The 12,411-nt window shown below is 76.2% G+C and carries 10 protein-coding genes; 4 read left to right on the top strand and 6 right to left on the bottom strand.

Annotated elements, in window-relative coordinates:
* The first annotated feature begins 2 nt into the window (after positions 1–2).
* On the top strand, positions 3–1,058 hold the full coding sequence (locus tag ACFFXY_RS04530) for a hypothetical protein (protein ID WP_382346262.1): 1,056 nt from the start codon (positions 3–5) through the stop codon (positions 1,056–1,058).
* A 46-nt stretch (positions 1,059–1,104) separates the two neighbouring features.
* Here the strand turns inward: ACFFXY_RS04530 and ACFFXY_RS04525 are convergent, their stop codons facing one another.
* From ACFFXY_RS04525 to ACFFXY_RS04510, 4 genes are all read right to left on the bottom strand, one after another.
* Positions 1,105–3,894, bottom strand: a complete 2,790-nt coding sequence (locus ACFFXY_RS04525; RefSeq protein WP_382346260.1) for an AfsR/SARP family transcriptional regulator — start codon at positions 3,892–3,894, stop codon at positions 1,105–1,107.
* A 58-nt stretch (positions 3,895–3,952) separates the two neighbouring features.
* The gene (locus tag ACFFXY_RS04520; protein ID WP_382346258.1) at positions 3,953–4,558 is read right to left on the bottom strand and encodes a hypothetical protein; all 606 of its coding nucleotides are present in this window, start codon (positions 4,556–4,558) and stop codon (positions 3,953–3,955) included.
* A gap of 149 nt (positions 4,559–4,707) precedes the next feature.
* Complete coding sequence (locus ACFFXY_RS04515) at positions 4,708–5,001, bottom strand: putative antibiotic biosynthesis monooxygenase (RefSeq protein ID WP_382346256.1); 294 nt, start codon at positions 4,999–5,001, stop codon at positions 4,708–4,710.
* Between the two features lie 49 nt (positions 5,002–5,050).
* The gene (locus ACFFXY_RS04510) at positions 5,051–7,402 is read right to left on the bottom strand and encodes an AfsR/SARP family transcriptional regulator (RefSeq protein WP_382346254.1); all 2,352 of its coding nucleotides are present in this window, start codon (positions 7,400–7,402) and stop codon (positions 5,051–5,053) included.
* Positions 7,403–7,543: 141 nt separating this feature from the next.
* Between ACFFXY_RS04510 and ACFFXY_RS04505 the strand changes: the two genes are divergently transcribed.
* Positions 7,544–8,218 (top strand): hypothetical protein, encoded by a 675-nt coding sequence (locus ACFFXY_RS04505; RefSeq protein ID WP_382346252.1) that lies wholly within the window; start codon positions 7,544–7,546, stop codon positions 8,216–8,218.
* 148 nt (positions 8,219–8,366) lie between these two features.
* Here ACFFXY_RS04505 and ACFFXY_RS04500 read toward each other — a convergent pair whose 3' ends face one another.
* Together ACFFXY_RS04500 and ACFFXY_RS04495 are read right to left on the bottom strand one after the other, a co-directional pair.
* A complete protein-coding gene (locus ACFFXY_RS04500; RefSeq protein ID WP_382346250.1) occupies positions 8,367–9,752 on the bottom strand; it encodes a WXG100 family type VII secretion target in 1,386 nt (461 codons plus the stop codon).
* Between the two features lie 12 nt (positions 9,753–9,764).
* Positions 9,765–10,088 carry a hypothetical protein gene (locus tag ACFFXY_RS04495; RefSeq protein ID WP_382346248.1) on the bottom strand — a complete coding sequence of 108 codons (324 nt, stop codon included), beginning with the start codon at positions 10,086–10,088 and terminating at the stop codon, positions 9,765–9,767.
* 165 nt (positions 10,089–10,253) lie between these two features.
* Between ACFFXY_RS04495 and ACFFXY_RS04490 the strand changes: the two genes are divergently transcribed.
* Both ACFFXY_RS04490 and ACFFXY_RS04485 read left to right on the top strand, forming a co-directional pair.
* On the top strand, positions 10,254–11,915 hold the full coding sequence (locus ACFFXY_RS04490) for a hypothetical protein (RefSeq protein WP_382346246.1): 1,662 nt from the start codon (positions 10,254–10,256) through the stop codon (positions 11,913–11,915).
* A gap of 8 nt (positions 11,916–11,923) precedes the next feature.
* The gene (locus ACFFXY_RS04485) at positions 11,924–12,382 is read left to right on the top strand and encodes a hypothetical protein (RefSeq protein WP_382346245.1); all 459 of its coding nucleotides are present in this window, start codon (positions 11,924–11,926) and stop codon (positions 12,380–12,382) included.
* The last annotated feature ends 29 nt before the right edge of the window (positions 12,383–12,411 follow it).

Here is a 12,411-nt window from a genome sequence, read left to right as displayed (position 1 = left end):
CCATGACGTACCCCCCGCAAGACCCCGGCGCGGTGCCCCCTGGTGGCGCCCCGGACCCGTACGCGCAGAACCCCTACTCCGCGGACCCGTACGCGCAGAACCCCTACGGCCAGTCGCAGCCCGCTTCGCAGCCGCCCGCGGGGGGCTACGCGCCCGGGCAGGCCGGCGCGGACCCGTCGTACGCGGTCCCGTCGCAGCAGACTTCGCAGCTCCCGGGCGGCTACCAGCCGGGCGCGCCGTACCAGCCGGGCTTCGACCCGAACCAGCCGTACCAGCAGTACCCGGGGTACGGGCCGCCGCCGGTGCAGGCGACGACCAGGGGCGGGGGCGGGACGGCCCTGCTGGTCATCGGGGTGGTGCTGCTGATGGCGCTGGGCGCGGTCGGCGGGTACTTCTGGCTCGGCGGCGGCGACGAGGGCGACGACGACACGGCGGGCGGGCAGGACCCGGGGACGTCGCAGGAGAGCGCCCCTGACGACGGCGGGGAGTCCGGGGATGAGGAGGGCACCGGCGAGGAGGCCCCCGGGCCGACCGGGACGGCCCTGTTGGTCGCGTCGATCGGGGCGGTCACGCCGCTCCCGGCGAGCGGCGACTGGCAGCCGTACTACGGGCCGGGCGTGGCGTACGAGCCGATGACCGACTCGGAGGCGTACGTCCTCCAGCACACCGACACGTGGATCTCGTTCCTGGGGACGGGCCTGTTCTCGGGGGCGGTCGCGCAGTACGACCCGGCGGACCTGAACGCGTCGGCGGCGAACGCCGCGGAGGTGTGGCTGGACGGGGCGTTCTCGACGGTGGTCGGGTACGAGATGAGCGAGATCGCCTACCAGGACGTGGAGGTCGACGGGAAGGCCGGCGTGCTGGCGACGTGGAAGAACTCGTGGACGTCGACCGACGCGAGCACCGACACGTTCGAGGACACGGCGATCCTGGTGGTGGACGTGGACGGCGTGAACGGGTTCCTGGGGATCGCGTCGATCGCCCAGTCGGGCACCGACTCCTACCAGGCGGCCGTGGACGCGCTGCTGGCCACGGACTTCGACGCCGAGACCGCCTAGGGCGGCAAGTGTTCCGGTGAGGGGCTCCGCCTTCGGGCGGGGCCCCTCACGCGTTCGGGCGGGCCCCGTTCCCGGCGAGGCGGGCGCGGACGCGGGCGAGTTCGAGGACGCTCCCGAACTCGGTGTAGACCGCTTCGGCGGCCCGCCAGTCGGCGCGGGCGGCGGCGGCCGATCCCGCGGCCATGCGGACGTCCCCGGCGAGCTCCTGCGCGTACGCGGCGGCGGGCAGGTTCCCGCCCTCGGCGAGGGCCCGGCCCGCGGCGTCGTACTGCGCGAGGGCCTCGTCGTGGCGGCCCTGGAGGTGGTCGAGGTACCCGAACCCGAGGTGGGCGTTGCCGACGCCGATGGGCGACCCGGCCGCCTCGGCGACGGCCATGAGCTCCTCGAAGCGGCGGCGGGCCTCGTCGTGGCGGCCGAGCGCGGCCGCGTGCCAGCCGGTCCCGGCGTGCGCCCGGTACGCCCAGAACCGGTCCCCCGCGGCGGTGAACGCGGCGGCGGCGGCCCGGCAGCCCGCGAGCGCGGCGGCGTCGTCGCCGGTCTTCGCGGCGAGGACGGCCCGGCCGTACGCGCAGAACCCGGCGGCCCACGGGTCGGAGCCGGCGAGGGCCTCGGCGCGGTCGAGGCGGCGGGCGGCGGCGGGCGCGTCGCCCGCGAGGATCGCGGCGACCCCGAGGTAGCCGTGGGCGACGACCTGCCCGAGGGCGTCGCCGCGGCGTTCGGCGGCGGCGAGCGCGGCGGTCTGGGCGGCGTGGAGGTCGGCGCCGAGGGCGCGCATGACCATGTACTCGGCGAGGCGCCGGGCCAGGCCCTGCACGTCCGCATCGGTTGCGGCCGAGGGCCGCAGGACCAGGCCGAGGAGGACGGGGTACTCGGTCTCGAACCAGGCGAGGGCCTCGCGGGGCCCGGCGACGGGCTCGGGCCGCACGCCCTCGGGGGCCAGGTCGGGTTGCGCGCCGTCGCCGGAGAGGAGCAGGACCCGGTCGGCGGCGTGCGCCGAGTGCAGGTAGTAGGCGACGAGGCGGCGTTCGGCGGCGGCGCGGCGCTCGGGCGCGACCTCTTCGGCGAGGCGCTCCTTGGCGTAGGCGCGCAGCAGGTCGTGCATGGCGTACCGGTCCTCGCCGGGCTGCTCGACGAGGTGGACGTCGGCGAGTTCCTCAAGGGCCGCTTCGGCTTCGGCGGCGGGCGCGCCCATGAGGCTGGCCATGGCCGCGGGGGTGGCCTCGGCGCCGGGGTGGAGGCCGAACAGGCGGAACGCCTGGGCGGCGCGGGAGCCGAGCTCCTGGTAGGAGCAGGCGAACACCGAGCGCGGGTCGGAGGCCGGGTCGGTGTCGGCGAGGATCTTGAACACGTTCGTGGTCTGGTCGAGCCGGTCGGCGAGCGAGGCGATGGAGAACCCGGGGTGGCGGGCGGCCCACGCGCCGATGAGCGTGAGCGCCAAGGGGAGGCGCCCGCACGCGGCGACGATGCGCCGCACGGGGGCCTCCTCGGCGAGGGCGCGGGTGAGGCCGATGCGCCGCACCAGCAGCGACCACGCGTCGGCCTCGGACATGAGGTTGAGCGAGACGGTGTCGGCGCCCTCGCCCGCGTCGAGCGCCGAGAGCCGGTCGCGGCTGGTCACGACCGTGAAGCTCCCGGGCGCGGAGGGCAGGAGGGGCCGGACCTGGGCGGCGTCGCGGGCGTTGTCGAGGACGAGGAGGACGCGGCGGCGCGCGAGCACCGTCCGGTACAGGCCGACCCGCTCCGAGAGCGACGCCGGGACCTGCTGGGCCGGGACCCCAAGGGCCGCAAGGGCTTCGGCGAGGACCGCGGCCGGGTCGGCGCCGTCGCTGAGCGGGTCGAACCCGCGCAGGTTGAAGTACAGCTGCCCGTCGGGGAACCGGTGGGCGACTCGGTGGGCCCACCGGACGGCCAGCGCGGTCTTCCCGACGCCGCCCATTCCGGCGACGACCGCGAGGCCCGCCTCCCCGTCGGCCGCTTCGAGGGCGTCGTCCAGGGCCCGGATCTCGCCGTCGCGGCCGGTGAACCGGGTGATGGCGCGCGGGAGGGTCGCGGGGACGAGGCGGGGCGCCCCGGCGGGCGCGGGCGCGGCGGCGGGCTCGTCGCGCAGGATCGCCGCGTTCAGGTCGACCAGCTCCCGGTCGGGGTCGGCGCCGAGCTTGTCGAGCAGCCGGTCCTTCAGGGCCGCGAAGGCTTCGAGGGCCTCGGCGGTGCGCCCGGACGCGTGGAGGGCGCGCATGAGGAGCGCGGTGAACCGCTGGCGCGTGTCGTGGGCGGCGACGACCTGCCGCAGCTCGTCCACGACGTCGGCGGCGCGGCCCAGCTCCAGGTCGAGTTCGAGGCGCCGCTCCAGGAGGTTCGGGCGGTGCTCGTCGTAGCGGCGGCGGATCGCCTCGACGGCGGTCCCGGACAGGTCGGCGAGCGCGGGCCCGCGCCACTCGGCGAGGGCCTCGCGGAGCGCGGCGGCGGCCTCGGCGGTGCGGCCCTCGGCGCGGAGGTTCCGGGCCAGGTTCTCGTTCGCCTTGCAGCGCAGCAGGTCGAGTTCGCCGGGTGCGATGCGGAATCGGTAGGCGCGGCGGCCGACGGTCTCGATGCGGTCGCGGGCGGCCCCGAGTTCGCGGCGCAGGACGCCGACGGCGTTCTGGATCTGCGTCTCGGGGTCCTTGGGGAGGTCCGGGCCGTAGACGGCGCGGATGAGGTGCTCCAGGGGGACGACGGCGTTCGCGTCGTCGAGGAGGATCGCGAGGATCGTCGCGGTCTTGCCGCGGGGGACGGCGGCTTCGGCGCCGTCGATGCGGACCTCCAGGGGCCCGAGCAGGCGCACGTCCAGGGTGGGCATGTCTCCGCTTCCGGTCGGCTCCAGGGGGGTTCCAGTGTCCCACAGCGGGGAGGCGCGGTCAGGCCTGCTGCCAGAGGGTGACGTCGAGCGAACCGGTGGCGAACGTCCCGTCGGTGCCCGTCGCGGCGACGGTGACCGTGGCGGCGTAGCCGCCGCCGGTGTACGCGCATCCCTCTGCGGCCGTGGGGTTGTCGGGGTCGAAGCGCAGGTCCAGGTAGGTGTCGGCGCCGATCGCGGCGAGGCACGCGGCGGGGTCGGCGGTCCCGCCAGAGTCGACCGTCGCGGACTGGCCGACGCGCCCGTACACGGTGCCGTAGGGGTCGGCGCACGAGTACCAGGTGAGGTCCATCCAGTCGTCGAACGGGCCGTTGACCTCGGCCTGGGTGGCGCTGCCGCCGTCGTCGAGGTCGAGCTGGTCGGTCCAGCAGCGGCCGTCGGCGTAGGTCGCGGCGAGGCCGACCCGGTACGAGTCGACGGCGGTCCATTCGGGATCGTCCCAGGTGTCGTCGGCGACCGGGTCGCCGAGGTCCTCGCCGACAGTGGCGTACGGGTCGTCGGGGTCGCCGTGCTCGCGCTGGTCCTGGAGGGCGACGTAGGCGATCACGACGCCGACGACGCTCGCGATCGCGCCGACGGCGCCCCAGTTGAGACCTGAGCTGCCCATACGGCGAGCGTATCGGGGGTGCGGCGGCGGTGCGGCCCGCGCGCGGGCGGGGCGGTTCGGGGCGTTCAGGGGCGAACCGCCGCAACCGGTCCGGTGCTGTCGGGTATCCGACAGTGGATCGGACCGGCGCGGCGGTCGGGCAGGCCGGGTCAGGCGAGGCGGACGGGGAACAGGACGGTGGACTCCACGACGCGGTCGCGCTCAATGGTGAGGGCGGTGCGGCGCGGGTCGGCCATGTACGCGTCCAGGTCGTCCTGCAACGGGAACCGGTAGGTGTGGACCTCGTGGGGCTGGCCGTCGGCGCCGTCGCCGATCGCGCGGGAGACGAGCAGGCCGCCGTGCTCGGGGACGAGCGCGAGGACCCGGTCCTCGTAGGCGTGGAGGTCGGCTTCGCGGCCGGGGCGGGCGCGCAGGAGGCAGCACAGCTCGATGGGTTCGCTCATGCGGCCCATCATGGCACCGGCCGGGCCGCCGGGCGCCCGCGTTTCCCGCTCACCGGTCGGCGAGGTCCGCGGCCCGCCGCTCCCAGGCGCGGTCCCCCGCCTCGCGGAACCCGGCCTTCGCGCGGCGGGCCGCGGCCGGGCCGCCCCCCAGGAGCGCCTCCAGGTACGCGGTGAGCGCGCCCGGCCAGGGCCCGCCCGCCCGCGCGGCGAGGTCCGCGGCGCGCTCGGCGCACGCCTCGGCGGCGTCCCGGTCGCCGTGCCGGTGGTGGCCGATCGCCATGTAGCCCAGGCAGGTGAGGCGTTCGAGGGCGTCGCCGCGGCGCTCGGCGGCGGCGAGCGCGAGCGACTGCGCCTCCAGCAGGTCCCCTGCCGCGGCGCCGTCGAGGGCGCGTTCGGCGAGGACGCGGCCGAGCTGCCACACCCGCAGGTCGGCCTGGAACCCGGCGCGGGTGCGCAGGAGCCCGTGGAGGACCCGCTGCTCGGCCTCGAACCAGCCCGGCCCGGGGTCCTCGGCGCGGACGCCGGGCGCGGGGCGGCCGGGGTCGATCGCGCCGGGCCGCGCGCGCACGGCGGCGTGCAGGTAGTGCTCCAGCATGCGCAGTGCGGCGGCGCGGCGGGCGGTGTCGGGAACCTCGTCCTCGAAGCACTCGGCGGCGTAGGCGCGCAGCAGGTCGTGGATGGAGTAGCGGCCGCCGGGCAGCGGCTCGACCAGGTTGATCTCGGCGAGCGCTTCGAGGGCGGCGCGGGCGTCGGCGAGGGGCGCGCCCATGAGGCTCGCCATGGCCGCGGGCGTCAGGTCGGGGCCGGGGTGGAGTCCGAAGAGCCGGAACGCGAGCGCGTCCCGCTCGTCCAGGAGCTGGTAGGAGCAGTCGAAGACGGTGCGCGGGTCGGAGGCGAAGTCGGTGGAGACGAGCACGTTGAGGACGTTCGCGGCCCCCGCGAGGCGCTCGGCGAGCTCGCCGAGCGCCAGGTGCGGGTCGGCGGCGGCCCACGAGCCGACGAGGGTGAGCGCGAGCGGGAGCCGCCCGCACGCGGCCGCGATGCGCGCCACCGCGTCCCGGTGCGCGGCGGCCCGCTCGGGGCCGATGCGCCGCGCCAGCAGCGCCTCCGACTCGGCCTCGGGCATCGGCCCGAGGTGGACGACCTCGGCGCCCTCGCTCATGTCCAGGCCCACGAGCCGGTCGCGGCTGGTCACGATCGTGAAGCTCCCCGGGGCGGTGAGCAGCAGCGGGCGCACGTGGGCGGCGTCGCGGGCGTTGTCGAGGAGCACCAGGACGCGCCGCTGCGCGAGGATCGTCCGGTACAGGCCCGCCCGCTCGTCCAGCCCGGCCGGGACGGGGCCCGCGCCGAGGGCCGCGAGGGCCTCCCCGAGGACGTCCTCGGGGGTCGCGCCCGGCGCCGCGGGGTCGAAGCCGCGCAGGTTGAAGTACAGGTGCCCGTCGGGGAAGCGGTGGGCGACGCGGTGCGCCCACCGGACGGCCAGCGCGGTCTTCCCGATCCCGCCCATGCCCGTGACGGCGGCGAGACCGGCTTCGGCGCCCGCGTCCATGAGGAACCGGTCCAGGGCCCGGATCTCGGTCTCGCGGCCGGTGAACCGCGGGGTCGCGCGCGGGAGCATCGCCGGGACCGCGGACGCGGCGGGCGGCGGGGCCTCGGGTGCGGCGGGCCGGTCGCGGAGGATCGCCGTGTGGAGGGCGACGAGCTCCCGGTCGGGGTCGGCGCCGAGCGCGTCGGCGAGCCGCTCCTTCAGGGCCGCATACGCTTCGAGCGCCTCGGCGGTGCGCCCGGAGGCGTGGAGGGCGCGCATGAGGAGGGCGACGAGGCGCTGGCGCGTGTCGTGGGCGGCGATGATCTGCCGCAGCTCCTCGACCGCGCCCGCGGCCCGCCCGGTGTCGATGTCGGCGTCGATGCGCTGTTCGAGGAGGGCGAGCCGGTACTCGTCCAGGCGGCGGCCGATCGCGCCCGCGGCCCGGCCGGGCAGGTCGGCGAGCGCGGGCCCGCGCCACTCGTCGAGGGCCTCGCGCAGGACCGCGGCGGCCTTCTCGGCCTGGCCCTCGCGGCGCAGGCCCCGGGCCTCGTGCTCCTTCGCCTTGCAGCGCAGCGTGTCCAGCTCGGATTCGGTGATGCGGAACCGGTAGGCGCGGCCGACGGTCTCGATGCGCCCGCGGGCGGCCCCGAGCTGGCGGCGCAGCACCCCGACGGTGTTCTGCACCTGCGTCTCGGGATCGAGCGGCAGGTCGTCGCCGTAGACGGCGGCCACGAGGCCGCTGATGGGGACGGCCCGGCCCGCGTCGTCGAGGAGGAGCGCGAGGATCGTCGTGGCGTTGCCCCGCGGGACCGCGACCTGCCCGCCGTCCACGCGGACCTCCAGGGGTCCGAGCAGGCGCACGTCGAGGGCCATATCGTCGCTTTCCTCACCGCGGGTTGGGACCTCAGTGTCCCACAGGCGTGCGCGGGGCGCGTGGCATGACGAAGCGAGGACCGATCCGTGAGGCCCGGGTGGAGTCTTCCATTGAGCCCGACGAGCCGAGGAGGGGCCGCCATGGAGCGCATCGCCGTACCCGACGACTACGAGGACCGCCTCACCGCGGCCCGGGCCGCGCTGGCGCGGCTTCCCGAAGGGCCGCTTCGGGACACCGCGGCGCGGGTCCTGGACGGCGCCCCCTCGCGCGACGCGGCGGGCGCGGCCTCGGACGCGGCCGACCGGGCCGCGGCCCTGGCGGCGCAGTTGATGAGCTGCGGTTTCGACGGGACGGACACGGGCCGGGTGGTGTGGCTGCGCCTGGACTACACGGGCCGGCTCGGGTCGCTCGCGTTGAGCCCCACCGTGGACCGCATGAGCAACCGGGCGGTGGCGAAGGCCGTGGAGGCGGCGTGGGACGCGGCGGAGGGGGCCCGCGCCGAGCACGTGATGCGGGCCGAGCGGGTGGGCGCCGACCTGCTGGCGCGGTGCGCGCCGGACCCGCGCTCGGCGGAGCTGCGGGAGTGGATCGCGCGCTCCCCGGAGCGGTTCTCGGGCGGCGTCTCGGAGGACGACGTGTGCGACGCGGAGGTGGGCCTGGGCGGGCGCCTGACGGCGTTCCGGTTCCTGGTTCCCAACGCCACCATCGACATCGAGTACGAGCAGCTCGGCGCGGAGGTGTCGGGCGCGATCGGCCTGGCGCAGCGCCGGGCCGCGGACCGCCTCGCGGCGGTGGTCGCCTCCGGCGGCCGGTGAGACGCCCCCGGGCATGTAGTGGGTACGGCCCGGGGTGCCGGACGGCCCGCCGCCGACAGGGAGGATCTCCTGTGGACGGCGGGCCGTTCCTTGCGGGTGTTCTTCCTTGCGGGTGTGGGGCTTTGCGGGTATTCCAGCCTGCGGGTGCTCAGTCGCGGCCGGGGCCCGGTTCCGGCGGGGGGAACCCGGGCAGGAGGACCGGCGGCGGGTCCTGGAGGAGCGAGGGGAACGCGTCCTCGTCGGCGGTCTCGGCCTGCTCCTCCTGGTAGTCGACGTACGGGTTGTCCTCGGCGGTGCCGATCCCCCACACGTCCTCGTCGGGGTCCTCGGTCAGGAACGACTCCCGCTCGAACTCGTCGTCGGGGTTCGCGCCGCCGCGCGCGCCCGGGGCGCCGACCATGCCGCCGAGGCCGCGGCTCCCCGTACTGGTCCCGGGGCCGCCCGCGGCGTTCGCGGGCGCGCCGACGACGCCGACCGGGCCCGCGGTCGTGCCGGTCGGCACGGTCCCGGCGTCGGGTGCGCCGACCCCGCCGACACCGCCGCCGCCGAGGCCTCCGCCGCTCCCGGCGAGGCCGCCCGAGGGCAGCTCGGAGCCGTCGAGTTCGGCAGGGTCCCAATCGTTGTCGAGGCCCGGGACGTCGGGGGCCTCGTAGTCGACCAGGTCCGGCGAGGTGTAGTCGGGGACCTCGGGCTCGTTCGGCTCGACCGTCCCGTGCTGCTCCGGGTCGGCCTGGCCGGTCTGGTCCGGGTCCCGGCTCGGGTCCTGGTCCTTCGGCTCGTCTTCCTTGTCGTCTTCGGACTTCTCGTCTTCCTCGTCCCGCTTCTTGTCGTCGTCCTTCTTCTCGTCCTCGTCGGGGTCGTCGTCCTCAGTGGTCTTCTGCTTGGGGTCCTGGTCGGCCCGGCCGGTGGTGTCCCGGTCGTCTTTGCCGTCGCGGCCGGTGCGGTCGTCCTCGGCGACGACGGGCGGGCAGATCGTCGGGTCGGCCGGGCCTCCCTTGTCCTCCAAGGGCTCGAACTGCTCGGCGGCGGCCGTCAGGCCCGCTCCGGTGGCGGCGTCGGCGGCGGTGAGGAGCGAGAGGCCGAGCTGCAACTGCACGGTCCCCTCGTCGGCGCGGGCCTGGAACAGCGCCTGGAGCATCGGCCCGAACGGCCCCGCGGCGGCGATGGCCGCCCAGTGGACGGCCCCGAGCTCCACCCGCGGCTCGGTCTGCACGTTGAAGCCCGCGCCGCGGTAGGACGCGTCGAGGCCCTTCAATTGCTCCACCATGGACTGCATTGCGGCGCCGCCGGAGTCGAGCATCTCGGCGGCCTCGCCGACCTGCGAGACGACCTGCTCGACGTGGTCGTCGACGACCACCGCGTCGTCGTTGAACGCCGTGTTCGCCTTGTCCTGCCAACCGGCGTTGATCTCGACCACCGTCGAGTCGTACTCGGCCCGGTGCTCGGTCAGATCCGTTCCCGCCGAGGCCATCTCGGACGCGTAGTCGACGAACGCGGCCGGGTTCGCGGCCAGCGCCTCCTCATACGTGGGCATCGCGACCCCCTCCTAGTCCTGCTTCGAGCGGGGCACGGACCGCCCGATCGAGCGGAACCTCCCGCCGGCCTCGCCGTCGGCGCCGTCCATGTCGTCGGCGCTGCCGGTGACCTGCTCGCCCTGCCAGGCGACGCGCCGCTCCACGCCCTCGGTGACCTCGCCGAGCGCGGCCCGCCAGCGCTGCCCCGCGTCCCCGGTGAGGAACCCGGCGTTCCCGGTCGCGGCGGCCTCGGCGGGGGCCTCGACCCGGTCGGAGGCCTTGCGCGCCCCGGGGGCGACGGCCCGCAGGTCCGCGCCGCCGCCGCGCACCCGATCGACTTCCATGTACACGTCCATGCCGGTCCTCCTCGCACTGGCGGCGCCGGGTCCGGCGCCCTCCCCTGCAATGTGCCCGCCGCCGTCACGGACCGGTCCCGAGGCGGCCGGTCCGAAGTCGTGACGTTTCCATGACGCGCGGGTCTTCCATTGGGGCACCACCAGGAGCGACCAGGGAGGTGCGGCATGACGGACGGCGGACTCATCGAGGGCTCGGCGCCCGCGGGCGACTCGGGCGCCGAGTACACGACGGTGCTCGACGCCGCGGACACGGGGACGGCGCTCGTCTACGGCGACGAGACCGGCGCGGCGGAAGCGGACGGCGCCGGGTACGCGGACTACTCCGGGTACGGCGAGACCGCGTACGACGAGACGGCGTTCTACACCGAGCCGACCGCCAGCTCCGAGATCGCCTTCGGCGACACCGGGACCGGGGGCCGGAGCGGCTGCACGGCGGGCGCCTGCCCGCACCCGGTGGAGCACCCCGCCGAGGCGGACTGGGAGCGGCTCGTGTCCGCGGTCCCCGTCGAGGGGCAGCTCGGGCGGTTCAAGCCGCGCTGCGAGGGCATGTCCTACCCGACGGAGGACGACTTCCGGTCCGCGGTCGCCGCCGTGCGGCCCCTCGACCCCGACTCGTTCTCGTTGCAGCGGTTGCGGACCGGCTGGAACGAGGAGGTCGCCGCGGTCCTCGCCGACTGGCCGGGCCTGATGCGCTCCGCCCTCGCCGCGCTCGCTGCGGGCTGGGCCGGGGCCGACTTCGACGCGTTCTGCGAGCAGGCCGACCAGGCGAAGGCGCTCGTGCAGGGCGTGCTCGACGACATCGAGGACACGGCCGCGGAGCTGAAGCACCGCGAGGAGGCCCTGTACACGCTCCAGGGCGGCGACTCCGGCGAGATCCCTTACCCCGCACCGCTGGTGGGTGCGGACGGCGAGTGGACGAGCCTCGTCGCGATCCATGTGCGGCCCGCGTGGTGGCACGGGGACTGCATCCGGATGGGGTGCGAGGAGGCCGGGGACGCGCTGCGGCTGGGCGGCGCGGACCCGGCGCTCGCGGCGGAGGTGCGGGCGTTCCTGGAGGAGCGGGCGGGGGACGCCGTGGAGGGTTCGGTTGCGGGCGTTGCGCTCTCGGAAGCGCGGCTGCAGGCGGGCGAGGAGGCGCGGACGGCGTTCGGGGCGCGGATCGACGCGGAGGCCGCCGCATACGCGGAGCGGCACGCGGCGATCGACGGCGCGATCGGCGAGAAGCTGGACGGGCAGAGCGAGCAGCTCGCGGCGATGCGGGCGACCGGCGCGGACCGGCCCTGCCCGGACACCGCCGATTCATCCTATATGGATCTTGCCTCGCCGGTGATGGAGCAGCCCGCGGCGCCGGTGGCGCCGCAGGCGACCCAGGACCCGAGCCCGGTGCCGCCGAGCGGCGACGGCTCGGTGCGGACCGAGGACGAGACCGCCTCGGCCCCTTCGGAGGCGACCGCGGACGGGACCGTCTCGGGCGGTCTGGCGAGCGGTGGCGGCGGCGGATTCGGGGGCTTCGGCGGCGGTCCGGGCGGCGGTGGCGTCGTCCCGGGCGGCGCGGCGACCGTCGCTGGCGGCGCGGGTTTCACGGGGACGGCGCCGGGCGTGATCGGGCCGGGCGCGGCGACGGGGCCCGCGGCCGCGGGCTCGGGCTCCGGGCCGGGCGTGGGCGCGGCGCGGACCTCGGCGGCGAGCGGCCAGGCGGCGGCCGACGCGCGCAAGAAGGGCGAGCGGTCCGAGGAGGACGAGGAGCCGGAGGACGACGACCTCCTGTTCCGCGAGACCGGCAACGTGTGGGGCTATGTGCGGCCCGGCGACGACCCGTACAGCTAGGAGGCGAGATGGCGCAGGAGCGCGTGTTCGACGCGGAGGCGGTCGAGGAGTACCGGCAGTTCCTGCTCGGGCTGCTGGATCAGCTTGAGGGGCAGGTGGTCCCGGTGCTGGCGACGGGGACGCTGAGCCGGGCCCCGGCGTTCGGGACCGCGCCGGGCGCGGCCGACAACGCGGCGGTGCAGTACGCGGAGTTCCATGCCGCGACGTGGCGGAACCTCCAGTACCTGCGCGGGACGCTGCACGGCATGGAGGCGGCGCTCGCCGCGGCGGCGGGCACGGGCGCGGAGGCCGAGGACGACGCCGCGGCGGCGTTCACGGTGATCGAGTCCGACGCGGCGGAGTCGACGGTCCTGACCGCCGACGATCCGGCGTACGGGACCACCGTAGTCGCGGACGGCTCCACGGCGACCGCGGAAGTGCCGTTCTCCCAGGTGGCGACCGCCGAGGAGGTCGCGCCGGATTCATGAGGGCATGTCGCAACGCCCTTGAACCATCC

It is taken from the genome of Glycomyces mayteni (assembly GCF_042428885.1).
Classification (GTDB): Bacteria; Actinomycetota; Actinomycetes; order Mycobacteriales; family Micromonosporaceae; genus Glycomyces; species Glycomyces mayteni.
The sequence above is the reverse complement of the archived record's forward strand: the minus strand, read 5'-3'. Positions and strand labels throughout refer to the sequence as shown.